The following is a 26,713-nucleotide window of genomic DNA, read 5'->3' as shown; positions in this document are numbered from 1 at the left end:
CGCGAACACCCACCCACGTCGCACCGGCCGACGTACGATCCGCGCGGGTGTCGGCCGACGATTCGGGTGTCGGGGCACGACCGACCGGGTACCGACCTCGTCGACATCGAGGAGGACCGACATGGCCGCAGAGGAACCCGGACCGACAGGCGGCCCCGCGCCGCGCCAGACCTGGGCGGCGTTGCCGTGGCTGGTCCGGACCGCGGTGTTGTGGAGCGCCTGTCTGGTGGTGATCGCCGCGGGGCTCTACCTGCTCGGCCGGATCGCCGTGCTGCTGGCGCCGCTGGCCATCGCGCTGGCCGTCACCGTCTTCCTCGCCGCGCTGCTCGACCCGGTCCTGCTGCTGCTGCGCCGGTTGCGCCTGCCTGCGGCGCTGGCCGCGCTCTGCACCGTACTGCTGCTGCTCGGCATCCTGGTCGGCGTCGGCGCCCTGGTGTGGAACCTGACCGCCAACCAGTTCGACCAGCTCAGCCAGGAGTTGACGCAGGGGGTCGAACGCAGCCGGGACTTCGTGACGTCCACCCTGCCGGTCAGCGAGGCACAGCTGGACCGGCTGGTCGACCAGGCCCGGGAGGGGCTTAGTGGCAGCTCTCCGGACCCGGTGGCCGGCGCCCGGACCGCCACCGAGGTGTTCGGCTCCGCGCTGCTGGCTCTGGTGCTGCTGTTCTTCCTGCTCAAGGATGGCCGGTCGATGTGGCACTGGGTGCTGTCCCGGGTGTCCGGCCCGACCCAGCCGGTGATGGCTGAGGCCGGCAGGAACGGTTGGCAGACGTTGGGGGCGTACAGCCGGGGCACCATGTTCATCGCCGCGATCGACGCGCTGGGCATCGGGCTGGCTCTCGTGGTGCTGCGGGTGCCACTCGCCCTGCCGCTGGCGTTGATCACGTTCCTCGGCGGGTTCGTGCCGATCATCGGAGCGACGGTGGCCGGAGCGGTGGCGGTGCTGGTGGCGCTGGCCGCGAACGGTCCCACCACGGCGCTGCTCACCCTCGCGGCGGTGATCGCCGTGCAGCAGATCGAGGGCAACCTGCTGGAGCCGCTGGTCATGAAACGGCAGGTCCGACTGCATCCGGCGGTGATCCTGGTGGCGGTCACCGCGGGCACGCTGATCGCGGGCATCGCTGGCGCCTTCGTCAGCGTCCCGATCACCGCCGTCCTCTGGCGCGTCATCGACACCGTCCAACAGCGTCGCTCAGCCTCGGCTCTCCTGCCCGCGGACTGATCACCGACCGAGGTGCGTGGTGAACCAGGAGCCAGCCTGATCGGCGACCTGCTCAAGGGTGCCGGGCTCCTCGAAGAGATGAGTGGCGCCGGGGATCACCCGCAGCTCGCCGACCTCCCCCAACTCGGCCAGCGCCCGCTCGTTGAGCGTGATCACCTCTTCGTCCAGCCCGCCGACCAGGAGCAACGTCGGGGTACGCACCTGTGCCAGCGCGTTTCCGGCCAGGTCCGGCCGACCACCCCGGCTGACCACGGCGGCCACCCGATCGGCGCGGGACGACGCCGCGACCAGGGCAGCGGCAGCACCAGTGCTGGCGCCGAACAGGCCGATCGGCACGTCGCCGGCGGGACGCTCGACGGCCAGCCAGTCGACGATGCCGGCCAGTCGGCTGGCCAGCAACCCGATGTCGAAGCGCAGTTCGGCTGTTCGCGCGTCCACCTCGTCCTCGGCCGGGGTGAGCAGGTCCGCCAGCACAGTGCCGAGCCCACTGTCGTTCAGCGTCCGGGCCACCGCCACGTTGCGCGGGCTGTGCCGGGAACTGCCGCTGCCGTGCGCGAACAGCACCACGCCGACCGGCCGGGTGGGCAGCGTCAGATCGGCGGGGAGTTGGGCGTCCCCGATCGGAATGGTCACGCTGCGCTGCTCGTCCATGCCCCACCTCCGCGTGCTCGCCGGTGGTCCGGGTACCCCGCCCGCCGCCGGGCACGCACGCCGCGACGGCGCCACCTCCGGGTCGTGGGCCCCCGCCGGGCGGCGTTTGCCCACTGGGGCGTCGGGTACGCGACGAGCGACCGCAGACCGTGTCGGCGCAGCCGCGCCCCGACGGATCGCGAGGATCGTCATGGCCAAGCAGCAGATCTCCCGGCAGCAGCAGCTGACCGAGCGGACCCAGCGTGAACAGGACGCCGAGCGCAACCAGGACGTCGGGGACCAGGATTTCGGGGACCAGGCCGCTTCGGCCCGGCTGCCCGACGACCCGAAGGCGGCGGCGCCCCGGGACGCGATCGGACGACCGTCAACCGGCGAGCCGGTCTGACCAGCGGCGCGGGCGGGCGGGGCGGGACGACTCCCGCCCCGCCCGTCACTGTTCGCGTTCGGGCAACCGCATCAGCGGAGACCGGCCCGGTGGCTGCTCGGGCGGCGGGCCGGACGGCTCGGCCGGCGGCACCGGCACCGTCACCGGTTCGTCGCAGGTCACCCGCAGCATCTGGTCGTGGTGGCGCAGCTCCACCACGTCGTCCGGGCCGCCGTGGCGCAGCGAGTACGTCGTCTGGTGCGGCCGGACATCCACCCGCAGCGCCAACCCCCGCCACTGGAGCGAGAACTCCAACCGGCTGAGTCGGCTGGAGAGCCGGGGGGCGAAGGACAGCTCGCCGTCGTGGTCCCGCAGACCGCCGAGCCCGCTGACCAGGGCGAGCCACGCGCCGGCCAACGACGCCATGTGTACGCCGTCGCGGGTGTTCTCATTGAGGTCGTGCAGATCCATCAGAGCGGCCTCACGCAGGTAGGTGTGCGCGAGCTCGGGATGGCCCACCTCGGCGGCGAGCACCGACTGTGTGCAGGCCGACAACGACGAGTCGCGTACGGTGCGGCGCTCGTAGTAGAGGAAGTTGCGCACCTTCTCCTCGGGGGTGAAGGCGTCCCCCCGCCAGTGCATGGCGAGGACCAGGTCGGCCTGCTTCACCACCTGCTTGCGGTACAGCTCGAAGTACGGGTAGTGCAGCAGCAGCGGGTACTTCTCCGCCGGGGTGTGCGGGAAGTCCCATTCCTGGAGTCGGGTGAAGCCCTCCACCTGCTGATGGACCTCGAGTTCCTCGTCGTACGGGACGTGCATGGAGGTGGCGGCGTCCCGCCAGCTCGCGGCCTCCTCGTCGGTGACCCCGAGGTGGAACGCCTCGTCCCGGTAGCGCATGACCACGTCGGCGGCGGCGAGCAGGTTCCGCTGCGCCATCAGGTTGGTGTAGATGTTGTCGTTCTTCACTGCGGTGTACTCGTCCGGGCCGGTGACACCGTCGATGTGGAACTGCCCGTGCCGGTCGTGGTGGCCGATCGAGCGCCACAGCCGGGCGGTCTCCACCAGCAACTCCAGCCCGATCTCCCGTTCCAACTGGGTGTCCCCGGTGACCATCACGTAGCGGCGCACAGCGTCGGCGATGTCGGCGGCGATGTGGAAGGCTGCCGTCCCGGCCGGCCAGTACCCGGATGATTCCGGGCCTCCGATCGTCCGCCAGGGGAAGGCGGCGCCCCGGAGGTTGAGCGTCTCGGCGCGTTCCCGCGCCGAGTCCAGCGTGCTGTGCCGCCACTGCAACGCGCTGCGCACCGCGCTCGGCTGGGTGTACGTGAGCACCGGCAGGACGAACATCTCGGTGTCCCAGAAGGCGTGACCGTCGTAACCGGGGCCGGTCAGTCCCTTCGCCGAGATCGGCCGCTGCTCGGCCCGCGCGCCGGCCTGCAACACGTGGAAGAGCCCGAACCGGACCGCCTGCTGCACCTCCGGGTCGCCCTCGACCAGCACGTCGGAGGCATCCCAGAACGCGTCGAGGTAGTTGCGCTGCTCCCGGTGCAGCCCGTCCCACCCGTCGAGCCGGGCACCGGCCAGCGCCGCACCGACCTGGTCGCGCAGCGCCGGCAGGGACCGGCGACTCGACCAGCTGTACGTCAGATACTTGATCACGCGCAGCTTCTCGCCGGGCTGGAGCACGCAGGCGATTGTGGTACGCACCCAGTCCTGGTATCCCTCGGACTCGATGGTGGTGTGGTCCGGGCCGTGCACCTCGTGTTCCATGGCGGCGGCGACCCGCAGACCGGAGACCTTGGTGCGGTGGATCAACTGCCCGCCGTCGGGGGTGGTCAGCTCCTCCTCGGCCTGGAGCGGCGACTCCAGCACGGCCGCGACCCGGGGGTCCTTGCTCTGCGCGGGCAGCGACTCGTTCGCCACCAACTCGGACTGCACGATCAGCCGCAGCGGGCCGCCGACGGCCTCCACCTCGTAGCTGATGGCGGCCACGGACCGCTGGGTGAACGAGACGAGACGGGTGCTGCGGACCTTGACCTCCCGGCCGGCGGGCGAGCGCCAGTGCAGCTCCCGGTGCAGCGTGCCGGCGCGCAGGTCGAGGATCCGCTCGTGGGCGATCAGCTCGCCGTAGCGCACGTCGAGCGGTTCGTCGTCGACCAGTAGCCGGATCAGTTTGCCGTTTGTGACGTTGACGACGGTCTGCCCGGACTCGGGGAAGCCGTAGCCCGCCTCCGCGTACGGCAACGGACGCAGTTCGTAGAACGAGTTGAGGTAGGTGCCGGGCAGGCCGTGCGGTTCGCCCTCGTCGAGGTTGCCCCGCAGGCCGACGTGCCCGTTGGAGAGCGCGAAGACCGACTCCGACTGGGCCAGCACGTCCATGTCCAGCCGGGTCTCCCGGACGTGCCACGGCTCTACCGGATAGGCGCGCTCCCGGATCATCCGGAGCCTCGTTGGGCGGCGAGCGGGTCGGTAGCGGTGCGGTGCGGTGCCGGTGGGTCCGCGCTGTCGAGCAGGTCGGCGAGGTCCGTCAACACGATGTCGGCGCCGTGGGCGAGCAACTCGTCGGCCTGCCCGACCCGGTCGACGCCGACCACGTAGCCGAAGCCACCGGCGCGGCCGGCAGCCACCCCGGAGAGCGCGTCCTCGAAGACGGCGGCCTGCGTCGGGTCGACGCCGAGCAGCCTGGCCCCGGCGAGGAACGTGTCGGGGTGTGGTTTGCCGCGCAGCCCCTGCGCACGGGCGACCAGCCCGTCCACGCGGGCCTCCAGCAGTGGCTCGAACCCGGCGGCGGCGACCACCTCAGCCCCGTTCGCGCTGGCGGTGACCACGGCTCGGCGGAGCCCGGCGGCGGTCGCCGCCTCCAGATACCGCACCGAGCCCGGGTAGACCTCGACGCCGGCGGTACGCAGACGTTGCAGCAGCAGGACGTTCTTGCGGTTGCCCAGGCCGTTGACGGTCTCGGCCTCCGGCGGGTCGTCCGGGCCGCCCTCGGGCAGCACGATCCCCCGGGAGGCGAGGAATGACCGGACGCCGTCGGCCCGGGGGCGGCCGTCGACGTAGCGGTTGTAGTCCGGGCCTGGATCGAACGGTTGGAACGGCTCGCCGGAGACCGTGGCGCGCTGGCGGAGAAACTCGTCGAACGTCTGCGTCCAGGCGGCGTTGTGTACGCGGGCGGTCTGCGTCAGCACACCGTCCAGATCGAAGAGACAGGCGGTCACGTGAGCAGGTAGGCCCAGCACGGTACGAATCTATCCACACTGCTGGGCCCGCAAACCCATTTCGGCAGCCCTGAGGCGTTTCAGTTCGGTCGCAGCGTCCAGATCACCGTCATCTCCGAGGTCGGCTTGCCGTCCTCGGTAGCGATCTGGACCGCGACGGGGAATTCCGGGCGCCGACCGGCGGCCAGTTCCTCGGTCACCTCGGCCGCCGGCCGGCCGAGTCGCGCGGTGGCGAGCACCGGACCCATGGCGAGTTTCCGGTAGGCGATCTCGGCCCGTACGGCCAACGGCACGGCCCGGTCGAGCAGCTGCCCGAAGGCAGCCAGCACGACCGCGCCGGAGGCCGTCTCGCCGAGGGTGAACATGGCACCGGCGTGCGGCCCGCCGATGTGGTTGTGGGTGGCCGCCGAGTCGGGCAGCCGGACGACCGCCCGCACGCCGCCCTCCGCCTCGGGCGCCACCTCGACGAACTCGATGCCGAGCGTACGAGCGAACGGCACCGCTTGCAGCATGTGGGCCGCCACCTGGCGGGAGTCGATAGTCATGGCCTGACGTTACTAACCGGTAACCAGGCCGGCAACCAGTGACGTCGCCGACGGGGGCCCGCTCAGAGGTTGGCGATGGTGCGCAGGATCTCCGCGTAGAAGTTGCCGTCGATGCTGCGGAAGAAGGCGAAATCCTGGCCCGGGTCGCCGAAGAACGGGCGCAGCGTCCAGGCCAGCTGGGTGCCGACGAAACCGAAGAGCAGGATCCAGATGTACAGCAGTGTCATGCTGGCCGGCCGCTGCGTCGGCTCCCCGCGTCGAACCGAACGGCCGTCCCACGGGCGTTGCGCCACGTAGCCGGGCGGCAGCATGCCGGGTGGGAAGGAGGCACCGGCCGGCTGCCCGGGCCACTGCGCCGGCACCTGAGCCGGAGCCGGCGCGGTGGTCACGGCACCGTTCGGAGTCGACTCGGCCACCGCGGCCCCAGCCGGCACGGCAACCGGCTCGGCGCTCTGACCAGCGACCGGCGCGGCGGCCGGCGTCGCCCCGACGGGCACCGCGGCCGGCACGGCCTGGACCGGCGCCGGCGCGCCGACCTGCTCGTCGACAGTAGCGTTGGCGGCCACCGGCGCGAGAAGGCCGTGGTCGTTGAGCACCTGCATACCGCTGGTCAGGAAGCGCAACCCGACCAGCGCCGACAGGGTCAGGATCGCCACGTTGAGCAGCTTGAAGAACCCGTAGTCGTTGGCGGTGATCAGGAAGAACAGGCTGATCGGCGCGAACGCCACAGCGAGCATCGAGGTGACCGTGATCGCCACCATCACCAGCGCCAACGACTGGCGCACCGAGAGCCGGGCACCGAAGACCAGGTTGAACAGGTAGAGCGTGGGCAGGCAGATGACCAACGTGACCAGGAACAGCAGCGGCAGCTTCAACGCCGAGGTCAACGCCATCAGCGGGCTGTGGAAGAAGCCCAGCACCCCCCCGTAGCAGGCCAACGCGATGGCGGAGCTGGTCAGCATCCGCCCGGTCAGGGCGTTGAGGTCACGCTCGGCCACGATCTGCTGCCAGATGCCCTCGCGATCCCGCAGGATGCGCTCGATGACGAGCGGGCTGGGACGGTCACCCGACACGGGTGCACCCCTCTCGGTGGTGTTTCACTGTGGACTGGTGCGCAGACGGTAGGGCACCGGACAGTGGGCCCGCCACCCCGTCCGGGCACGTCGTCAGCGCCAACCCACGTCGATCCGGTCGCCGCGCTCGTCGAAGAAGTGCAGGGCGTCCATCCGTACCGAGACGGCGAGCGGGTGGCCGGCGCTGACCGCCGGGTACGGTGCCAGCCGTACCGCCAGCTCCGCCGGGCGGCGGTGGTGCCGGCCCGGATCGGGGAGCACGCTGGTCTGGACGCCATTGGCCGGGGCCTCCTGCGCGTCCACCGGCTTGCCGGTGAGCCGCTGCATCACCGAGCCGAACCGGCGCAGGCCGCGCTGACCGACCGGCGGCGTTTCCTGGGGCGCGCCCATCTCGTCGACCACGATCGCTGTCGCGCCGATGTCGAGGAACGCCAACGACTCGTGCCCGTGATGCTCCAGGTAGCGGATCCGCCCGCGCAGCACGTCGCCGGGGCTGTCCGGTGCGACAGGGGTGAGCGCCTCGGCCCGCATGCCGACCACGATCCGCTCACCGTGGTAGTGCGCCACAGCCCGACTGCGGATGTCGTTCCAGGGCAGGTAGAGCGACTGGTCACCGAGGTTGAGCGTGACGTACCGGTCGAGATGAACGTAGACCGACGCCTCCAGCAGGTTCATCCGTGGGCTGCCCAGGAACGCCGCCACGTAGAGCGTCGCCGGTCGGCCGTACACCTGGGTCGGTGTGCCCACGTCCTGGAGCACTCCACGGCGCATGATGGCCACCCGGTCGGCCATGGTGAGCGCCTCGGCCTGGTCGTGCGTGACGTAGACAGTGGTGACGCCCAGCTCGCGGGTCAGGCCGGAGATCTCCGCGCGCAACTCGGCCCGCAGGCCGCTGTCCAGGTTGGACAGCGGCTCGTCCATCAGGAACAGGCCCGGCCGGCGGACGATCGCGCGGCCCATTGCCACCCGCTGCCGCTGCCCGCCGGAGAGCTGACCCGGCTTGCGGGCCAGCACGTCACCGATGCCCAGCGCGCTCGCCACGTCGCTGACCCGCTCGCCCCGCGGCTCGGGCTCGATCCCGGCCAGGCGCAGCGGAAACGCGATGTTGTCGCCGACTGTCATGTGCGGGTAGAGGGCAAAGTCCTGGAAGACCATGGCGATCTTGCGGTCCCGTGGTGGGAGGTCGTTCGCCAACTCCCCGTCGAGCATTACCGCTCCGGTGGTCGGTTCCTCCAACCCGGCGATCATTCGCAGCACTGTCGACTTGCCGCACCCGGACGGCCCAAGCAGCACCATGAACTCGCCGTCGTTCACATCGAGATTGATGCTGTCGACGGCCAGCGTGCCATCCCGGAAAACCTTGGTCACATCCTTGAGCGTGACGGTGCTCACCGTCTTCCCCCTCAGCGCGTCGGCCGAACCCCACAAGACTGTGACCAGGATCATGGGTTTGTGACATCGGGTAAACGTCTTATGTTCGATCGATGACGCTGCTATTACACGACAGAAGCGGCGATCAGCAGCGCGTGGACCGCTCGCCCGGCTCACCGAGGAAAACCTGCCGCACCACCCGCTCCGCCGCCCGACCGTCGTCCAACGTGCAGAACCGGGCCCGGAAATGCTCGCGGGCCTTCGCCGCCGCGTCCGAGCGCACCCCGTCGGTACGGAACAGGTCGAGCAGATCGGCGAAAGTGGAGGCCACCGCGCCCGGCGGTTCGGCGGTGAGGTCGAAGTAGACCCCCCGGGCCAGCCGGTACGCCTCCCAGTCCGGGGTGTAGAGCACGATCGGCCGGTCCAGAACGGCATAGTCGAACATGGCCGACGAATAGTCGGTGACCAGCACGTCCGCCATCAGGTAGAGATCCTCCACCCGCTGATGGCCGCTGACGTCACGGACCCGCTCCCAGTCCTTCGGCTGGCCAGGACGTCGATCACGGTCGTGGAAGTAGTGGCTGCGCATCAACAGCCGGCCCGAGTCACCCAGCGCCTGGACGAACCGGTCCGGGTCGAACGGCGGCCGGTAGCCGGGCAGGTGCTCGCGGTGCGTCGGGGCGTACAGGACGACCTGCTCGTCGGGGTCGAGGCCGAACTCCGCGCGGAGTCGGCGCACCTCGTCCGGGCCGGCGGTGACCAGGCGGTCGTTGCGCGGGTACCCCACCTCCAGCGTGGTGTACGTGGCCGGGTACGCCCGGTCCCACATCTGGGTGGAGAAGCTGTTGGCGCTGACGCTGTAGTCCCAGCGGTCCACCCGGCGCAGCAGCCCGGCGAAGTTCATCCGGCCCGCGCCGATCGGGTAGCGCTGCTGATCCAGCCCCATCACCTTGACCGGCGTGCCGTGGTGGGTCTGCACGTGTACCTGTTCCGGTCGCTTGCGGACGAAGTCCGGAAAGTTGACGTTGTTGACCAACCACCGGGCGCGGGCGAGCACCCGGTAGTACGCCGGCGTGCCGGCCACCACGTACTCCACCCCGGCCGGCACGGTGTCCACCCGGTCCCGTCGCACCACCCACACCCCGCGCACCCCCGGCGCCAACCGGCGGGCGACCTCGTAGATGGCCGCCGGGTTGCAGGAGTAACCCCGGTACCAGTACGCCGCGAAGACCGCGAGCGTCGGATCGACCGGCCGCCGCATCTCGGCCCGGTAGTACTCGCGCAGCAGCCCGTCGCGGGTCAGCCGGGCACCGCGCCGGGCGACCGGGCCGACAGTGCGCCGGGCGGTGCGGGTGTGCCGGCGGGCGGCGTCGCGGGCCCGGCTGGCGGCCCGCAACGCGCTGAAGGTGCGCCACCGACCCGAGGCGACCAGCTTGTGCTTGATCCCCTCGACCCCGTCCGGCACCGGATAGCCGCCGGGCGGCAGCCAGCGCTCGTAATCGGCGGTGATCTGCGCGAAGAACGCCTCCCGCAGCTCCGGCGCGATCCGCTGACCGTTGCCGAGCACTGTCAGGTAGTGCCAGATCATCCGTTCGAAGACCGCCGGTCGCAGGGCCTCCGTCGCCGACCCCCATGAATCCATCAGGTGGAAGACCCGGTGCCACTGCGGGAAGACCTCGAAGTGCCTGTCACCCCGGGTCCGGGTGATCGCGCCGGCACGGCGTTGGCGGTAGTTGACGCAGACCCGATCCAGCACGCCGATCCGGTGCGCGGCCATCAGCACCGGGTAGCTGAACGAGACGTCCTCGTACCAGCCGGGCGCGAAGCGCAGCCCCAGGTCGGCGAGGAACTCCCGACGGACCAGCCGGTTCCACGCGGTGTGCAGCAGGTGCATCGCCTGCGGCCGGTCCCGCAACCGGAAGGTGTCCGGGCCCGGCGACTCCGGAAACACCTCGGCCATCGCGCTGCGGGTGGCGGTGTCGTTCCAGTGGGTGCGGACATGGTCGACCAGCAGGACGTCCGGACGGGTGACCCGCAAGCGCTCGGCGACCTCGGTCAGGCACTCCGGAGCCAGCCAGTCGTCGCCGTCGAGGAACCACACGTACTCGCCGACGGCCCGGTCCAGCCCGATGTTGCGGGCCGGACCGAGGCCGACGTTCTCCGGCAGCCGGACCGACTGGACCCGCCGGTCGCGGGCCGCGTACTCGTCGATGATGTCGCCGCTGGCGTCCGGCGAGCAGTCGTCGACGGCGATCACCTCGATGTCGGTCTCCGGCTGACCGAGGATGGAGTCCAGGCACTCCCGCAGGTATCCCTGCACCCGGAAGGCCGGCACCACGAAGCTGATCAGGGTCATCCGGCCGCCCTCCGTCAGCGCGGCGCGGCACCTCCAGCGCCCGCCGGCGCCACCGACGCCCGCGCGCTACGGGCCGGTCGCACGAACCAGGCCAGGACGACGCTCACCACGAAAACCACGAGAAGGTACGCACCGAGTGTAGCCAGTCCGATACCCGCAATTCCGGCGATCGCTGCGAGGGCCAGCAGCACCGAGCGCCCCTCCCAGCCCAGCGTCGCCGCGTGCAGCGGCGGTGCCGTCTGCCGCTTCTCCAGCCGGGCGGTCAGGTCGTAGTGGTGCACGGTGAGCACGAAGACGTACCCGAAGATCAGCCAGCCGGGCACCGCACCGACCACCCCGACCGCGATGGCGAACAGGTACTCGGCGGCCCGCAAAGCGGCGGGCACCAGCCAGTCCAGCGGACCGTTGTGCGCCGCCCCGGCGCCCAGGCCACCGACCAGCAGCACCAGCAGCGCCACCGGCACCGCCCAGCGCAGCCCGTCGGGCGCGTCACTCAGCAGCGCCCCGACCAGCAGCGCCGCCGGGCCGAGCGCGGAGATCACCGCCAGGGTCAGCGGCCCCATCGGACGGACCACCGGCAACCAGCGGGCCAACGGCCCGTCGTCGCGGTGCAGTGTGGCATCGACGGTGTCCAGCACCGGCACCCACATCCAGCGGGCCCGCAGCGTCCGCAGCGCCCCGGTGTACGCGAACGCCAGCACCCCCCAGACCAGCACGGCGATCAGGCTGACCAGCGGGTTGAACAGCGCCACTGTCAGCGCGATCAGCGCCCACCGCTCACCGATCGGGAAGACCACTGTCCGCTTCAGCCAGTACGACACCGAGCCGGTGTCCGCCTGCACCCTGGTCGACGCCGCGTTGAGCCGGTCACCGATCCCGCCGCTGGCGTTCGTCGCCGTACGCGGGCGGCGGGCCGCCTCGTCGTGCAGCACCCCGTACCAGGTGTCGGTCATGTGCCGGACGGTCTGCAACGTCATCGCGGCGATCGCCAGCGCCCACCCGTTGCCCAGCCCGGCGTGGCTCACCCCGAAGCCCAGCCCGGCGTAGACCAGATACTCCTTGGCCCGGTCCGCCATCGTGTCCAGCCAGCCACCCCAGGCGCTGAAGTGCCGGGTGTAGCGGGCCAACTGGCCATCCACGCAGTCCAGCACGAAGCCCAGGTAGAGCAACACCGCGCCACCGACCAGCGCGGGCCGCCCACCGACCCCGAACAGCACCGCCGCGCCCAGCGCGAAGAGAACCGAGATCACCGTCACCCCGGTCGGGGTGAGCCGGAGCCGGGCCGAGAGCCGGACCACGTACGGCGACCAGGTGCTGACGAAGTAGGTGGAGAAGAAGTCGTCCTTCTCCTTCACCGACAACCGCAGCTCGGCCCGGTCCTCGTCGACAGCTGTCACCGCCGCCTCGGCAGCGGTCAGCCCGGCCTGGTCCTCGACCCGGTGGGCGACGAGCAGGCGTACCCGCTGGGCGAAGACCAGGGTGCCGAGCGCCGTGAGACCCGCGAAGAGCCGGTCCACGGCGGCCCCGGGGCCACCGGCAGCGACCGAACCCCCGGGCCCGGCCCCGCCGGTCGCCGGCAGCGGCGCCACGTCGCCGGCCGGGCCGATCGGGGCGGCGACGGGGAGCATCCCCGACGCGGCGGCCCGGGCGGCGGCCGCGAGGGTCGGCAGATCGTCCACGCCGACCCGCAGCGCGCCGCCGAACACGCCGGTGGCGGTGCCGTCGAGGGAGTCCAGCGCGCCTGCGTCGACCACCTGACCGCGCTCCTCCCGCACTGCCGTCCGACCGGGGACCGGCGGGTCACCGAGCACGAGCGCCACAGTGGGCCCCACCGGGCTGGTGGCCAGGTGCCGCAGTACGGCGGTGTGCGCGACCAGGTCCGTGCCGGTGATCAGCACCGGCGCGGTCGCTGTGGTGACCAGGTCGGTCAACTCGTCGAGGGTGGCGGCGAAGCGCACCTCGTCCGCCCCGGCCAGGCGCAACTGGGCGGCCAGCCGGTCGGCCAGCGGCTCACCGGTCGCGGTGGTCAGGCCCGCCGCGGGCGTCCCGGCGGCGAGCACGATCGCGAGCGTCACCGCGGGACCGCGGCGTGGTACGCGTCGAGCGCCTCGGCGATGGTGCCGTCGAGCGTCAACCGGCCCGCGTCGAGGTACAACCCCCGACGACAGAACCGGGTCAGGTCCTTTTCGTTGTGTGACACCAGCACGAGCGTGCGCCCCTCCCCGAGCAGACGATCAATCGTCGCGTAACACTTCTTGCGGAACTCCGCGTCCCCGACCGCTGTCACCTCGTCCATCAGCAGGATCGGGTGCGGCAGGTGCGAGATGATCGCGAAGCCCAGCCGTACCTTCATCCCCGACGAGTAGTGCCGCACCGACGTGTCGATGGCCCGTTCCACCTGCTCACCGGCGAACTCGACGATCTCGTCGAAGTGCCGCTTCAGGTAGCCCGTCGACAGTCCGTGCAGCCCACCGACCAGGTGCAGGTTCTCCCGCCCGGTCAGGTCGTTGGAGAAACCGGCGGACAACTCCAGCAACGGCGCCACGGCGCCGTGCACCCGGATGCCGCCCTCATCCGGAATGAGCACACCGGCGATCAGCCGCAGCAGGGTGCTCTTGCCGGTGCCGTTGCGCCCGATCACCCCGACGGTCTCGCCGGGCTGCACAGTGAACGACACGTCCCGCAACGGCCAGAACTGGCCGGGCAACGCGCCACGGCCGCCCCGGTGGATGAACAACTCCCGCAGCCGAAGCTGGCGGCGACGGTTACGGACGAACCGGATGCCCAGGCCGTCCGCCTCGATGATCGGAGCGGCCACGTCAGAGCTCCTTGAGCACGGCTGGCTCCAACCGGCGGAACGACCACCAGCCGGCGGCCAGCACCAGCACACTGCCGACGACCGTGGTGGCGAGCAGCCGGGCGTCCGGGAACTCGTCCGGGTACCAGATCGCGTGGTGCAGCTGGAAGATCCCTACCAGCGGGTTCAGCTCGTACACCACCTTCAACCAGCCCGGCAGCCCCGACTCCCGGACCAGGCTGAGCGGGTAGATGATCGGCGTGGCGTAGAAGAGCACCCGGATGATCAACCGCATCAGGCGTTCCACGTCGCGCATCAGCACGTTCCACGCGGAGAGCAGCAGGGCGAGCCCGGTCAACAGGACGGCCTGGACGGCCACCGCCAGCGGCAGGGAGAGCAGCGACCAGCCTGGGTGGATCCGACCGTGCACCGCGTAGATCACCGCGATGGCGATCAGGATCGGCAGGCCGGCCGCGTACTCGGCGAACCGGCCGGTGACCCGGCCGATCGGAAAGACCTGACGCGGCACGTTCATAGTGGTGATCAGCCGGGACTGGCCGGTCAGCGCGTTCGTCGCCTCACTCAGCGCCGAACTGGTCCACATCCAGGCGAAGATGCCGGTGATCAGGAACAACGGGTACGACCCGGCGGCCTCACCGAGGTGCCGACCGGTGTCCCGGGAGTAGAGCACCCCGAAGACGAACCAGTAGATGGCGCCCATGCCGAGCGGCTCGATCAACGACCAGAAGTAGCCCAGCACCGACTGCTGGTACTTGACCGCCAGATCCCGCCTGACCAGGATGCGCAGCGAGTTGCGGTGCGACCACAACGCCGCGACGCCAGAGGTCACCGCAGCCTCCCGCCTCCCGAAACGGACGACAGGTTAGCAGTCGGTGAACGATTGCCCCGAATCGACCGGACTCAGCACTCGATCACGTTGACGGCCAAACCGCCACGCGCCGTCTCCTTGTACTTGACCTTCATGTCGGCGCCCGTCTCCCGCATGGTCTTGATGACCTTGTCCAGCGACACCTTGTGCACCCCGTCGCCGCGCAGCGCCAGCCGGGCGGCCGTGATCGCCTTGATGCTAGCCACCGCGTTCCGCTCGATGCAGGGGATCTGCACCAGGCCACCCACCGGGTCACAGGTCAACCCGAGGTTGTGCTCCATCCCGATCTCGGCAGCGTTCTCCACCTGCTCCGGGGTGCCACCGAGCGCCTCCGCCAGCCCTGCCGCCGCCATCGAGCACGCCGAACCGACCTCACCCTGGCAGCCCACCTCGGCGCCCGAGATCGAGGCGTTCTCCTTGAACAGCACACCTATCGCTCCCGCCGTCAGCAGGAACCGCACCACACCCTCGTCATCGGCGCCCGGAACGAACCGGGTGTAGTAGTGCAGCACCGCCGGAATGATCCCGGCCGCGCCGTTTGTCGGCGCGGTGACCACCCGGCCGCCAGCGGCGTTCTCCTCGTTGACAGCGAGCGCGAACAGCGTCACCCAGTCCATCACGTGCAGCGGGTCGACCGACCCGGCCTCCGCCTCCAGACCGCGCCGCAGCTCGGCCGCGCGCCGCCGAACCTTCAACCCCCCAGGGAGTACGCCGTCCCGCTCGCAGCCGCGCTGCACGCACTCCTGCATCACCCGCCAGATCTCCAGCAGACCGGCCCGGATGTCCGCCTCGCTGCGCCAGGAACGCTCGTTGGCCAACATCACCTCGCTGATCGACAGCCCGGTGCGGGTGGTGACGTCGAGCAGCTGCGCCCCGGTCAGGAAGGGGTACCGCACCGCTGTGCTGTCCGGCTTGATCCGGTCCGCCCCGGCCGCCGCCTCGTCCACCACGAACCCGCCACCGACGGAGTAGTAGGTGCGGCTGCGCAGCTCGGCGCCGTCCCCGTCGTACGCCACGAAGGTCATCCCGTTCGGGTGGTACGGCAACGACCGGCGGCGGTGCAGCGTCAGGTCCCGATCCGGGTCAAAGTCGATCTCGTGCGCGTCGAGGATGTTGATCCGCCGCTCGGCCCGGATCCGCTCGACCCGAGGACCGACGGTGTCAGTGTCGACCGTCTCCGGCGACTCGCCGGCCAACCCGAGCAGCACCGCCGGACCGCTGCCGTGGCCGTGCCCGGTGGCCCCCAGCGAGCCGAACAGCTCGGCCTGCACCCGCGCCGTGTCCGTGAGCAGCCCGTCGGCCTTCAGCCCGCCGACGAACGTACGCGCGGCCCGCATCGGCCCCACCGTGTGCGAGCTGGACGGCCCGATACCGACGCTGAAGAGGTCGAAAACACTGATCATGGCTGCGCTTCCTCGCCGTCGTCCCGGCGTACGGGACCCGGCCGGGTCGTGACCGCCGGTCTGGCGGCCCCGCTCGTGACCGTCCGGGGTATGGGGTGCCGGCCCTCCGGGGTGTGGAAGGCCGATCAGCCAGCCTACCCGCCCAGCTCACCGCCCACCCGGGCCGGGACGTGAACACCCGACCACCGTCTCCCACCCGCGCGGCCGGGCGGTTCGGGGAGGCGTCAGCGGGGGGCTGCCCGGGTAAAGCACCTACGGGTCCACGGGTTGCCGATCCTCCTCGGGACCGAGGGCGAGGTGGCCATCCCTTTCTACCGTGGATTGCAGACGCGGCGCACCGCCGCAGAGTGGGAGTACGACGATGAGTCGCAAACTGGTCCGGCCCCGCGAGGGGCGCATGATCGCCGGTGTCTGCGCCGGCCTCGGACGGCGGTTCGGCATGTCGGCCGGAATGGTCCGGCTGCTGTTCCTGCTGTCGCTGCTGCTGCCCGGCACGCAGGTGATCGTCTACCTGATCCTGTGGGTGCTGGTGCCGAACGAGGACCGCTACCTCGCCTCCACCGGCCACTGACCCGCCCCGCGCACCTGACCTAATCGCAGAGGACCGAGGGGCAAGACGGAAGCGCCCGCTCCGACGAGAGTCGGAGCGGGCGCTTCGGCGTACGAGGGGCAGGTCAGGGAGCCACGTAGGTGACAGTGATCTGCTGGTAGCCGAGTGAGCGGAGCAGCCCCTCCAGCATCTTGCGCGTGTTCTCCTCGGCTCGGGCGGAGAGACCGCTGTCCCGGGCGGCGGCGGTGATCCGGTCCTCGGCGAGCTTGTAGACCTGCTGCTGCCGGTTGGGGTCGTTGCCGACCAGGTCACCGAGTCGGTTGAGCAGCCCGCGCTGCTCGGCGAAGACGTAGCTCTTCTCCATGTCGAGGTTGGTCTCGCCGAGCTGCGGCGCGGGCAGCTTGATCTCGACCGACTTGCCGTCGGCGGACTGGACGATGGCGCCCTCAGCGATCTTGGTGAAGTCGACGTACGCCTCGACGCTGCCGGCCCCGACGAACAGGGTGCGCTCGTTGAGCAGGAAGTCTGGAACGTTACGCCGGTCGTTCTGCGTGTCGACCACGACCTGGAAGTTGCCTTCCGCGGCCACGTAGCGGCTGAGGTCCTGGATCGACTTCAGCAGCGGTGGCTGACTGCGGTCGGTCTGCTCCTTGGCGAACGGGTTGCGGAACTCCGGCAGGATGCCGGTCGCCTGGATGCCGAGCAGCACGACCACGGCCAGCGCGGCGGCGCCGAGCAGCAGGAGCAGACCGCGGGCCGCCCCACCGCCACCGCCACCACCGGGGCCATCGCCACCGCTCGTCGGGCCACCCGGCCCACCGGGACCAGTGGGACCAGCGGGACCACCAGGCCCGCCGGGGTCACCCGGCGTATCAGTGCTCCACTCGGGTGTCGCGCTCGACCGCGCCTTGAGATCGTCACCGGTCGGGTAACCGGGGAACTCTCTCGTGGGCTCGTTGCTGCCAGCGTCGCGGGCCATCACCCTCACCGTCCTCGTCAGACACGTCGTCTGTCAATGACGGTACGGCCCCGATACGACAGTCGCGCGGCGAGCGCCAGGAAGCGACAAACGGGCAGGTCAGGCGAACGCGGAGAGCCCGGTGAGCCGCTGCCCGATGACCAGTTGGTGGATTTCGGAGGTGCCCTCGTAGGTCAGCACGCTCTCCAGGTTGTTGGCGTGCCGCATCACCGGGTACTCACCGGAGACACCGTTGGCGCCGAGGATGGTGCGGCACTGCCGGGCGATGGCCAGCGCCTCCCGCACGTTGTTCAGCTTGCCCACGCTGACCTGCTCGGGCCGCAGCCGCTTGGCGTCGGCGAGCCGGCCCAGGTGCAGCGCGAGCAGTTGCCCCTTCACCAACTCGACGGCCATGTCGGCGAGCTTCGCCTGGGTGAGCTGAAAGCCGGCCAGTGGGCGACCGAACTGGGTGCGGGTGGTCGCGTACGCCAGGGTGGTCTCCAGGCAGTCGCGGGCCGCGCCGATCGCGCCCCAGACGATGCCGTAGCGGGCCTCGGTGAGGCAGCTCAGCGGCGCCTTGAGCCCTACCGCCTCGGGCAGTTGGGCGTCGGCCGGGAGCCGGACGTCGTCGAGCACGATCTCGCCGGTCACCGACGCGCGCAGCGACATCTTGCGGCGGATCTCCCGGGCCGTGACGCCGGGCGTGTCCATGGGTACCGCGAAACCCCGTACACCCTCGTCGGTGCGGGCCCAGATCACCGCGACATCCGCGATCGGGGCGTTGGTGATCCACATCTTCCCGCCGGTGAGCACCCAGTCGTCGCCGTCGCGGCGGGCCCGGGTGGCCATCGAGGCGGGGTCGGAGCCGTGGTCCGGCTCGGTCAGGCCGAAGCAGCCGATGGCCTCACCGGTGGCCATCGACGGCAGCCAGCGTTGCTTCTGCTCCTCGCTGCCGTAGCGCCAGATGGCGTACATGGCGAGCGATCCCTGCACGGAGACCAGGGAGCGGAGGCCGGAGTCGCCGGCTTCCAACTCCTGGCAGGCCAGCCCGTAGGCGACCGCGGAGGCGCCGGCGCAGCCGTAGCCGGTCAGGTGCATGCCGAGCAGGCCGAGCTTGCCGAACTCGCGGGCCAGCTCCCGGGCGGGCACCCGGCCGTCCTCGTACCAGTCGGCGACGTGGGGTCGCACCCGGTCGTCGACGAGGTGGCGGACGACGTCGCGGATCTGCCGCTCCTCCTCGCTGAGCGACGGGTCCAGGTCGAGCAGGTCCAGCGCAGCGGTCATGAACGCCACCCTAACGAAGGTTCAGCGTTCGAAAGAAGGGCTCGTCACTCGATCGGCTCGGAGAGCACCAGCACTCGCGCGTGGATCTGGTTGCGCTGCTGGAGGGCGGCGCGCAGCGCCCGGTGCAGCCCGTCCTCCAGGTAGAGCCCGCCATTCCACTGCACGACATGCGGGAACAGGTCACCGTAGAAGGTGGAATCCTCGGCGAGGAGCTTGTCCAGCGCCAGCTCGCGCTTGGTGGTGATCATCTGATCCAGGCGCAGTGGCCGCGGCGGGATCTCCGCCCACTGCTTGAGCGTCAGATTGTGCTCCGGATAGGGACGCCCGTCCCGGACCGCTCTGAAGATCACGACGGCACGCTCCCCTCCCCGTGGCCGGGCCGACCGACGGCGCCGAGCCGGGCCGCGGCGGGCACCGCGCGGCGCGGCACCGATTGACCGTGCCAGCCTAGCCGCCCAGCGCACGCTACGTTCTGCTCCCTGATGTCAGTTTCGCTACCGCTCGTCCGATCCTCAACCGGACGAACGGGACGTCCGCCTCAGTTCCACCGGCCGCGCCGCACGACTTCGTCCATCGGGCGACGCCCACGGCGCAACGATGGTGACCGATGGTCAGCTGCGCGGTAACCGATTGTGACGGCACCGATGGGTTGATACTCCGCCGGCACGCCGAACGCGTCCCGGTAGGCGGCGAGCCGCAGCGATGGAATGCCGAAGAAGCACGCCCCCAGCCCCTCGTCCACCGCGGTGAGCAGCATCAGCAACGCCGCGAAGCCGGCGTCCACGTGCCAGTACGGCACCGGCCACCGCTCCGTGGACTGATCAGTCCAACCCTTGTCCGGCTCCGCGTACCGCCGCAGGTAGGCCGACTCGTTGGCGTGCGGCACCACGATCAGGGGTGCCCGGCGCATGCCCGCGAGCCAGCGCTCCCGCCCACCGCCATCGGGGGTGGTGGCGGCCCAGAACCGTTCCCGATCGGCCGGCTCCTCCAACACCAGGAAACCCCAGCCCTGGGCGAAGCCGGCCGACGGCGCGCGAACCGCGTGGTCGAGCAGCCGGTCCACCACGTCGGGCGGGACCGGACGGTCCGGGTCGTAGTTGCGCACCATCCGCCGACGGCGGACGACCTCGGCGAACTCCATCAGGCACCGGGGCGGATGCCCCAGGCACCTCGCCAGGTCGTGCCGGGCTTGAGCGTGAGCAGATCCTTGCCCGACCGGAACGCGTCCGGTGGGCAGGTCATCGGCTCGACCGCCACCGAGCGACGGTGCCGCTCGCCGGTGAGGGCGTCCCCGGTGAACACCTGCCACCAACCGAACTCGGCATCCGCCCAGATGCTCACCCCGGCCGAACCGTCCGGCGCGGCGAGGCTCACCGACGAACCGCCGTCGGCGTCCCGGATCACCTCGCCGAAGCAGGAGTCCAGCACGGCCGAGCCGATCCGGCGAGGGCTGGTCCAGTCGTACTCGGTGCCGGCCACCGGCGTCACCCCCACCGGCAGCAGCCGACCGTCCACCAGCACCCGGCTCCGGGTGGGCAGCCGCAACACCAGGTCGTCGACCGCGACGCCCGGCAGTTGCAGGTACGGGTGCACGGAGAAGCCGAACGGGGCCAGCTCCCCGCCGATGTTTGTCACCTCGTGCTCGGCACGCAGCCCGTCCGCGTCGACGCTCCACCGGCTGCGCAGCCGCAGCGGCCACTGGTAGCCGGGCTGCGGCGGCAGGTCGTAGCCGACAGTCACGGCGTCGGCCGACTGCTCCAGCAGCTGCCACGGCACCCAGTTGACCAGCCCGTGGATGGCCACGTGCCGCTCCGGCTCGGTCAGCGAAAGCTGGTGCGTCCGCCCGTCGAACGAGTAGCGACCATCGCGGATCCGGTTCGGCCAGGGCGCCAGCACCTGCCCGGTGCAACCGGGGCAGACCTCATCGGTCTGGTACCCGTCGAGCAGGTCGACACCGTCGTGCCGGTACGTCCGGAGCCCACCGCCGACCTCCACGATGACGGCCTCGTGGCCGGCGGCGGAGATGGTCCACTGGGCGCCGGAGAACGGGCGCGGATCGGGGCTTTCCATGCCGGCGACCCTAACCGGTCAGGTCCGGTCGTCGCTCGACGCCGTCGCCGCCCGATAGCGCAGCAGCGCCGGGAAGGCGACAGCGAGCACCACCACGAGCACCGCGGAGGCGAGCCCACCGGCCACCCAGGCCACCCCGCCACCGAACCCGGCGGCCATGGTGCCGGCACGCAGGTCGCCCAGGCGTGGACCACCCGCCACCACGACAGTGTTGACGCCCTGGAGTCGGCCGCGCATCCGGTCCGGTGCGTAGACCAGCAGCATCGACTGACGCAGCACCGCGCTGATCAGGTCGGCGGCGCCGGCCACGGCGAGCAGCACGACCATCAGCCAGAGCTGGTGGGCCAACCCCGCCGCGGCGATCGCGAGACCCCAGCCGACCACGGCGAGCACCAGGCCGAGCCCTTGGCGGCGGAGCCGGCCGATCCAACCGGAGGTCAACCCACCGATCATCGAGCCGATCGCGATGGCGCTGTAGAGCAGACCGACAGCGCCACCGCCACCGAACCGCTCGTGCGCGATCTCCGGGAAGAGGGCCCGGGGCATGGCGAGGATCATCGCGATCAGGTCCACCCCGAAGGACAGCAGCAGGACCGGGGTGGTGGCCAGGTAGCGGAACCCGTCGACGACGCTGGCCAGACCCGCACGCCGGGCCTGGCCGTCGGCGGTGGGCTCGGGCGGGAGCGAGGGCAGCCGCAGCGCGGCCCAGAGCATCGCTGTGAACAGCACCGCGTCCAACCCGTAGGCGATCGGCAGGACCACAGTGGTGTCCGGCGAGGCGGCGAGGATCAGGCCGGCGGCGAGCGGGCCGGCGACCGAGGCGGCGGTGAAGGTCGTGTAGTTCAGGGTGGTGGCGGACGCCACCAGGTCTTCCGGCACCAGCCGGGGCAGCATGGCGCTGCGGGCCGGCGAGCTGATCGCGAACGCCACCGACTGCAACGCCATCAACGCCAGCAGCAGCACCGGGCTGCGCACGTCCAGCACCGCCTGGAGCAACAGCCCGAGAGTGGATGCCCAGAGCAACAATGAGCCGCCGAGCAACACCGCACGTCGGTCGCGGGCGTCGGCGATCGCGCCGCCCCAGAGCCCGAAGACCAGCAACGGTACGAAGGCGGCCACTCCCAGCAGGCCCACCCAGAACGAGTCCCGGGTCAGGGCGTACATCTCCACCGGCACCGCGACGGCGGTGAACTGGAAGCCGAACATCGCCACGGTGTTGCCGAGCCAGAGCCGTCGGTACGCCGGAACCCGCAGCGGACGTACGTCGATCGCCCAGCGGCGCGCCGCGCGCGGCCGGGTCTCCCGCACACCGGTCACGGCGCCAACCGCTCGACGGCCCAGCCACCCTCGTCGAGGCGACGGAAGCGGAGCCGGTCGTGCAACCGACCGGCGCGGCCCTGCCAGAACTCCACCGACTCGGGTTGGACCCGCAGCCCGCCCCAGTGCGACGGGGTCGGGATCTCGGCCTGGTCGGCGAACCGCTCGGCCACCTCCTGGTACCGCTGCTCCAGCGCCGCCCGACCCGACACCACCTGGGACTGCGGGCTGGCCCAGGCACCCAGTTGGGAGCCGCGCGGCCGGCTGGCGAAGTACGCCTCGCTCGTCGCGCGGTCGACGTGCGCGACCCGCCCGGCGACCACCACCTGACGCTGCATGGGAAACCACGGAAAGACCAGGCTGGCGTACGGGTTGGCGGTCGCCTCGACGCCCTTGCGCGACAGGTGGTTGGTGAAGAAGACGAAGCCCTCCGGGTCGTACCCCTTCAGCAGCACCGTCCGCCCGCTCGGCCGGCCGGCCGAGTCGGCGGTGCCCACCACCATGGCGTTCGGTTCGGGTAGCCCGAAGGCCACCGCGTCGGCGAACCACCTGTCGAACTGGGTGTGCCAGTCGGCGGCCAGGTCAGCCTCGGTCAGGCCCAGGTCCGCGGCGTACTCGTTACGCATCGCGGCCGGGGCGGGTGTGTCACCCGTCACGTCCCCACTCCTTTTCGCAGGCCCCGCCAGCACCCTCCCGCGCTGACCAGCCCGCCCCGCCCAGTCTCACTGAGCCGGGCGGAGAATGCGCGTCCGGGGATGTCGCGTGCAGCACAGTCGCAGCGGGTCGCGTATCCCTTACTCAGCAGGCAGTATGTTCCGAACACATCCCTGAGGGTCGCCTAAGGCGCTCGGCCGATCGGGCCGGATGAGCGATCCGGCGCACCGACCAGATCCAGGAGAGCGACATGGCTGATTTCAAACCCGGGCTGGAGGGCGTCGTCGCCTTCGAGACCGAGATCGCCGAACCTGACCGTGAGGGCGGTGCGCTGCGCTATCGCGGAGTCGACATCGAGGATCTGATCGGCCAGGTGTCGTTCGGCAACGTGTGGGCACTGCTGGTCGACGGCCGGTTCGGGCCGGGCCTGCCGCCGGCGGAGCCGTTCCCGGTGCCGGTGCACTCCGGTGACATCCGCGTCGACGTGCAGTCCGCGGTCGCCATGCTGGCCCCGTACTGGGGTCTCAACCAACTGCTGGACATCTCCGACGAGCAGGCCCGTGAGGATCTCGCCCGGGTCTCGGTGACCGCGCTCTCCTTCGTCGCACAGTCCGCCCGCGGCCTCGGCCTGCCGGCGGTGCCGCAGAAGGAGATCGACAAGGCGCAGACCATCGTCGAGCGCTTCATGAAGCGCTGGCGTGGCGAGCCCGACCCGCGGCACGTCAAGGCCGTCGACGCGTACTTCATCTCGGCCGCCGAGCACGGCCTGAACGCCTCCACCTTCACCGCTCGCATCGTCGCCTCCACCGGGGCCGACGCGGCTGCCTGCATCTCGTCGGGCATCGGCGCCCTCTCCGGCCCGCTGCACGGCGGCGCCCCATCCCGGGTGCTGAGCATGCTGGAGGCGGTGGAGCGCAGCGGCGACGCGGAGGGCTACGTCAAGGGCGTCCTCGACCGCGGCGAGCGGTTGATGGGCTTCGGCCACCGCGTCTACCGTGCCGAGGACCCGCGCGCCCGAGTGCTCCGGCGTACGGCCAAGGAGCTGGGCGCGCCGCGCTTCGAGATCGCCGAGGCGCTGGAGAAGGCCGCCCTCGCCGAGCTTCAGGCCCGCCGCCCGGACCGGGTGCTGGCCACCAACGTCGAGTTCTGGTCGGCAGTGGTGCTGGACTTCGCCGAGGTGCCGGCGCACATGTTCACCTCGATGTTCACCTGCGCACGGATGGGCGGCTGGAGCGCGCACATCCTGGAGCAGAAGCGTCTCCAGCGGCTGGTCCGCCCGTCCGCCCTCTACATGGGCCCGGAGACCCGCAAGCCGTCCGACGTCGAGGGCTGGGCGGCCATCCCGCACGGCGTCTGAGCTGCTAGGAAAGGGCCCCTCCCCGACGTCAGGCGTCGAGGAGGGGCCCTTCTCGTTGGTTACCGGGGCCGACTGTGGCGAAGGACTCAGACCGACCGCCGGGACCCCGCCCATCGCCGCCCGACCCGGGTGCGAGGATGAGGGCCGGCAGTGTCGCCGGGCCCGCCCTCGCCCTTGCGGAAGGATCTTCAAGACCGTGGCTGACGCACCGATCATCCGGATTCCCGATGAGATCAAGCCCGCCGACGGACGCTTCGGCTGCGGCCCGTCCAAGGTCCGCCCGGCGGCGGTGTCCGCTCTCGCCGAGGTCGCGACCACCTACCTCGGCACCTCGCACCGGCAGAAGACGGTCCGTGACCAGGTGGCCCGGCTGCGTTCCGGCATCGCCGAGTTCTTCTCGCTGCCCGAGGGCTACGAGGTGGTGATCGGCAACGGTGGCACCACCGCGTTCTGGGAGGTCGCCACCTTCGGCCTGATTCGCGACCGGGCCCAGTTCGCCAGCTTCGGCGAGTTCGGCGCCAAGTTCGCGAAGTCGGTCAAGGACGCCCCGTTCCTGGGTGAGCCGACCGTCCGCAAGTCCGACGCGGGCAGCGCGCCGGCCCTGGTCGCCGAGTCCGGCGTGGACGCGTACGCGACGCCGCAGAACGAGACCTCGACCGGTGTGGCCGTCCCGATCAGCCGAGTGGCCGGTGCCGACGAGGGCGCGCTGCTGCTTGTCGACGCGACCTCCGGCGCGGGTGGCCTGGAGGTCAACGTCGGTGAGACCGACGTCTACTACTTCGCCCCGCAGAAGTGCTTCGGCTCCGACGGCGGTCTCTGGCTGGCCCTGATGTCCCCGGCCGCACTGGACCGGGCCGCCGAGATCAAGGCGTCCGGGCGCTACATCCCCGCCTTCCTCGATCTGGTCACCGCGATCGACAACTCGCGGCTGGAGCAGACCTACAACACCCCGGCGTTGGCCACCATCTTCCTGGCCGCCGAGCAGACCGACTGGATGAACGCGCAGGGCGGCCTGTCCTGGGCGGCGAAGCGCACCGCCGAGAGCGCCGCCGCTGTCTACGGCTGGGCCGAGCGGTCCAGCGTGGCCACCCCGTTCGTCACCGACCCGGCGCTGCGCTCCAACGTGGTCGCCACCATCGACTTCGCCGACGGGGTGGACGCCACAGCGATCGCCAAGGCGCTGCGTGCCAACGGCATCGTGGACACTGAGCCCTACCGCAAGCTTGGTCGCAACCAGCTGCGGGTGGCGCTGTTCCCGGCCGTCGAGCCGGCCGATGTCGAGGCGCTGACGGCGTCCATCGACTACGTGGTCGAGCGACTCTGACGTTCGTCACGGTCGGTGTCCGTTGGGGCCTCCACGGACACCGACCGTGATCATCGCCGCAGCTCAGTCACGACATGCGGGGTGTCGCTTCCCCCACCCCGAGGCAGATGCGCGTACGGTGGTCCGAGACGCCTGGGTGGCCGACTCGTGGCGTGCGGTCAGCGAAGCGGGACGGAGGCAACGCTATGCGCCCAGTACGCTTCGTCGCCCTCTCCGAGGACGGCCAGGCCCTGGTGCTCGCCGACGAGGTGGGGCGACTTCTCGCCCTGCCGATCGACGAACGCATCGCCGGCGTGATGCACCCCGAGCCGGGTGCCCCGCCGCTCGCGGTGGCACCGACCACCGTCGATCCGATTCCCTCACTGTCTCCTCGCGACATTCAGGCCCGCATCCGCTCGGGTGAGTCCGCCGAGGATGTCGCCCGCATCGCCGGGGTGCCGGTCGACCGGGTGCTGCGCTATGCCGGGCCGGTGCTCCAGGAGCGGGCGATGCTCGCCCAGCACGCCCGTCGCACCCGCCTCAAGGGCGCGGAGAAGCCCACCCCCCTCGCCGAGGTGGTAAACGGTCGGCTGAGCCAGCACGGAATCGACACCGAGAAGATCTCCTGGGACGCCTACCGGCGCGACGACGGCACCTGGCGGATCATCGCCACCTGGCCGTCCGGAAAGGCCACCGCGCAGGCCATCTGGGACATGGACAAGGCCCGGCAGGTGGTCACGCCGCACGACGACATGGCGCAGTACCTGTGCGCCGAGCGGCCCACGCCGATCCTCGGTCAGGAGCCGGCACCGGAACGGACCGGGCACGCCCTGCCCGGTCCGTCGCGTGGTGAGCCGAGTCGTGGTGGGCACGGGTTGCCTGCCGCGTCCGAGCACCCGCGCCCTGGCCGCGATCCGATCCGGGCTGGCCGGGACGCGCTGCTCGCCTCACTGGACCGCCCGCTCGGCGGCTCGTCGGGTCGCGGGCTTGAGCCGCGTACCCCGGCTGCCCTTGCCGGGTCGGACGCTCCTCGGCAACGGCCCGTCGGTGGGGGTGCCGCCGCGCTGCTCGGCGGTGGCCAGGGCTCGGCCTTCGACGATGATTCGGACGCGCCCAAGGAGGTGCCGGCCGTGCCGTCGCTGGCGGTGCTGCGGCCCCGCCGGACGGGCGCTGCGGCGGCCGCCGGCGAGTCCACCGACGCCAACGGCAAGCCACGCAAGCGGCTGCCGAGCTGGGACGACGTGCTCTTCGGCAGCGGCCCGGCCGCCCGCGAATCTTCCTGACGCTTCGCGTTGACGGGTGACAGTGCGTCACCCGTCAGCGCGAGCGTT

Annotated in this window: 24 protein-coding genes; 6 read left to right on the top strand and 18 right to left on the bottom strand. The window is 71.1% G+C overall.

What is annotated here, in order from left to right; all coding sequences use genetic code 11:
• The first annotated feature begins 121 nt into the window (after positions 1–121).
• The gene (locus ACLJOK_RS18510) at positions 122–1,222 is read left to right on the top strand and encodes an AI-2E family transporter (protein WP_410820027.1); all 1,101 of its coding nucleotides are present in this window, start codon (positions 122–124) and stop codon (positions 1,220–1,222) included.
• Here ACLJOK_RS18510 and ACLJOK_RS18505 read toward each other — a convergent pair whose 3' ends face one another.
• On the bottom strand, positions 1,223–1,873 hold the full coding sequence (locus ACLJOK_RS18505; protein WP_410820026.1) for a dienelactone hydrolase family protein: 651 nt from the start codon (positions 1,871–1,873) through the stop codon (positions 1,223–1,225).
• Positions 1,874–2,063: 190 nt separating this feature from the next.
• Between ACLJOK_RS18505 and ACLJOK_RS18500 the strand changes: the two genes are divergently transcribed.
• Positions 2,064–2,258 (top strand): hypothetical protein, encoded by a 195-nt coding sequence (locus tag ACLJOK_RS18500; RefSeq protein WP_091395197.1) that lies wholly within the window; start codon positions 2,064–2,066, stop codon positions 2,256–2,258.
• Positions 2,259–2,303: 45 nt separating this feature from the next.
• Here the strand turns inward: ACLJOK_RS18500 and ACLJOK_RS18495 are convergent, their stop codons facing one another.
• The 10 genes from ACLJOK_RS18495 to ACLJOK_RS18450 form a co-directional block, all read right to left on the bottom strand.
• The gene (locus ACLJOK_RS18495; protein WP_410820025.1) at positions 2,304–4,676 is read right to left on the bottom strand and encodes a glycoside hydrolase family 65 protein; all 2,373 of its coding nucleotides are present in this window, start codon (positions 4,674–4,676) and stop codon (positions 2,304–2,306) included.
• Positions 4,673–5,476 carry an HAD family hydrolase gene (locus ACLJOK_RS18490; RefSeq protein WP_410820024.1) on the bottom strand — a complete coding sequence of 268 codons (804 nt, stop codon included), beginning with the start codon at positions 5,474–5,476 and terminating at the stop codon, positions 4,673–4,675. Before ACLJOK_RS18490 ends, ACLJOK_RS18495 begins: the two co-directional genes overlap by 4 nt.
• Before the next feature lie 59 nt (positions 5,477–5,535).
• Complete coding sequence (locus tag ACLJOK_RS18485; protein ID WP_410820023.1) at positions 5,536–6,000, bottom strand: DUF4442 domain-containing protein; 465 nt, start codon at positions 5,998–6,000, stop codon at positions 5,536–5,538.
• Between the two features lie 62 nt (positions 6,001–6,062).
• Positions 6,063–7,073 (bottom strand): hypothetical protein, encoded by a 1,011-nt coding sequence (locus ACLJOK_RS18480; RefSeq protein ID WP_410820022.1) that lies wholly within the window; start codon positions 7,071–7,073, stop codon positions 6,063–6,065.
• A gap of 93 nt (positions 7,074–7,166) precedes the next feature.
• Positions 7,167–8,465 (bottom strand): ABC transporter ATP-binding protein, encoded by a 1,299-nt coding sequence (locus ACLJOK_RS18475; protein ID WP_410820021.1) that lies wholly within the window; start codon positions 8,463–8,465, stop codon positions 7,167–7,169.
• 124 nt (positions 8,466–8,589) lie between these two features.
• Positions 8,590–10,800, bottom strand: a complete 2,211-nt coding sequence (locus tag ACLJOK_RS18470; RefSeq protein WP_410820020.1) for a CDP-glycerol glycerophosphotransferase family protein — start codon at positions 10,798–10,800, stop codon at positions 8,590–8,592.
• Between the two features lie 14 nt (positions 10,801–10,814).
• The gene (locus ACLJOK_RS18465) at positions 10,815–12,875 is read right to left on the bottom strand and encodes a DUF5941 domain-containing protein (protein WP_410820019.1); all 2,061 of its coding nucleotides are present in this window, start codon (positions 12,873–12,875) and stop codon (positions 10,815–10,817) included.
• Entirely contained in the window at positions 12,872–13,618 is a 747-nt protein-coding gene (locus tag ACLJOK_RS18460) for an ABC transporter ATP-binding protein (RefSeq protein ID WP_238681951.1), read from the bottom strand. The genes ACLJOK_RS18465 and ACLJOK_RS18460 overlap by 4 nt, the downstream gene beginning before the upstream one ends.
• Before the next feature lies 1 nt (position 13,619).
• A complete protein-coding gene (locus tag ACLJOK_RS18455) occupies positions 13,620–14,447 on the bottom strand; it encodes an ABC transporter permease (RefSeq protein WP_328651236.1) in 828 nt (275 codons plus the stop codon).
• A gap of 71 nt (positions 14,448–14,518) precedes the next feature.
• Positions 14,519–15,889, bottom strand: a complete 1,371-nt coding sequence (locus tag ACLJOK_RS18450; RefSeq protein ID WP_410820018.1) for an L-serine ammonia-lyase — start codon at positions 15,887–15,889, stop codon at positions 14,519–14,521.
• Between the two features lie 361 nt (positions 15,890–16,250).
• Between ACLJOK_RS18450 and ACLJOK_RS18445 the strand changes: the two genes are divergently transcribed.
• Positions 16,251–16,460 (top strand): PspC domain-containing protein, encoded by a 210-nt coding sequence (locus tag ACLJOK_RS18445; RefSeq protein WP_410820017.1) that lies wholly within the window; start codon positions 16,251–16,253, stop codon positions 16,458–16,460.
• A 103-nt stretch (positions 16,461–16,563) separates the two neighbouring features.
• On the opposite strand, the gene ACLJOK_RS18440 is transcribed toward ACLJOK_RS18445, so the two are convergent.
• The 7 genes from ACLJOK_RS18440 to pdxH form a co-directional block, all read right to left on the bottom strand.
• The gene (locus ACLJOK_RS18440) at positions 16,564–17,418 is read right to left on the bottom strand and encodes a DUF4230 domain-containing protein (RefSeq protein WP_410820016.1); all 855 of its coding nucleotides are present in this window, start codon (positions 17,416–17,418) and stop codon (positions 16,564–16,566) included.
• A 99-nt stretch (positions 17,419–17,517) separates the two neighbouring features.
• Positions 17,518–18,681, bottom strand: a complete 1,164-nt coding sequence (locus tag ACLJOK_RS18435; protein ID WP_410820015.1) for an acyl-CoA dehydrogenase family protein — start codon at positions 18,679–18,681, stop codon at positions 17,518–17,520.
• Positions 18,682–18,725: 44 nt separating this feature from the next.
• Positions 18,726–19,031 carry a type II toxin-antitoxin system VapB family antitoxin gene (locus ACLJOK_RS18430; RefSeq protein ID WP_030329612.1) on the bottom strand — a complete coding sequence of 102 codons (306 nt, stop codon included), beginning with the start codon at positions 19,029–19,031 and terminating at the stop codon, positions 18,726–18,728.
• Between the two features lie 188 nt (positions 19,032–19,219).
• The gene (locus tag ACLJOK_RS18425) at positions 19,220–19,822 is read right to left on the bottom strand and encodes a nitroreductase family protein (protein WP_410820014.1); all 603 of its coding nucleotides are present in this window, start codon (positions 19,820–19,822) and stop codon (positions 19,220–19,222) included.
• The gene (locus ACLJOK_RS18420; RefSeq protein WP_410820013.1) at positions 19,822–20,751 is read right to left on the bottom strand and encodes an aldose 1-epimerase family protein; all 930 of its coding nucleotides are present in this window, start codon (positions 20,749–20,751) and stop codon (positions 19,822–19,824) included. Before ACLJOK_RS18420 ends, ACLJOK_RS18425 begins: the two co-directional genes overlap by 1 nt.
• An 18-nt stretch (positions 20,752–20,769) precedes the next feature.
• Positions 20,770–22,068, bottom strand: coding sequence for an MFS transporter (locus ACLJOK_RS18415; RefSeq protein ID WP_410820012.1), 1,299 nt, complete (start codon positions 22,066–22,068; stop codon positions 20,770–20,772).
• Complete coding sequence (gene pdxH, locus ACLJOK_RS18410; protein ID WP_410821531.1) at positions 22,065–22,694, bottom strand: pyridoxamine 5'-phosphate oxidase; 630 nt, start codon at positions 22,692–22,694, stop codon at positions 22,065–22,067. The genes ACLJOK_RS18415 and pdxH overlap by 4 nt, the downstream gene beginning before the upstream one ends.
• Before the next feature lie 278 nt (positions 22,695–22,972).
• On the opposite strand from pdxH, the gene ACLJOK_RS18405 reads away from it, so the two are divergent.
• From ACLJOK_RS18405 to sepH, 3 genes are all read left to right on the top strand, one after another.
• Complete coding sequence (locus ACLJOK_RS18405) at positions 22,973–24,079, top strand: citrate synthase 2 (protein ID WP_210782815.1); 1,107 nt, start codon at positions 22,973–22,975, stop codon at positions 24,077–24,079.
• 196 nt (positions 24,080–24,275) lie between these two features.
• Complete coding sequence (serC, locus tag ACLJOK_RS18400; RefSeq protein WP_410820011.1) at positions 24,276–25,403, top strand: phosphoserine transaminase; 1,128 nt, start codon at positions 24,276–24,278, stop codon at positions 25,401–25,403.
• Between the two features lie 185 nt (positions 25,404–25,588).
• On the top strand, positions 25,589–26,665 hold the full coding sequence (sepH, locus tag ACLJOK_RS18395; protein ID WP_410820010.1) for a septation protein SepH: 1,077 nt from the start codon (positions 25,589–25,591) through the stop codon (positions 26,663–26,665).
• Positions 26,666–26,713 lie beyond the last annotated feature (48 nt).

Source organism: Micromonospora sp. 050-3 (assembly GCF_046549335.1).
GTDB classification, from domain to species: Bacteria; Actinomycetota; Actinomycetes; order Mycobacteriales; family Micromonosporaceae; genus Micromonospora; species Micromonospora trifolii.
This window is presented reverse-complemented; position numbering and strand designations above follow the sequence as displayed.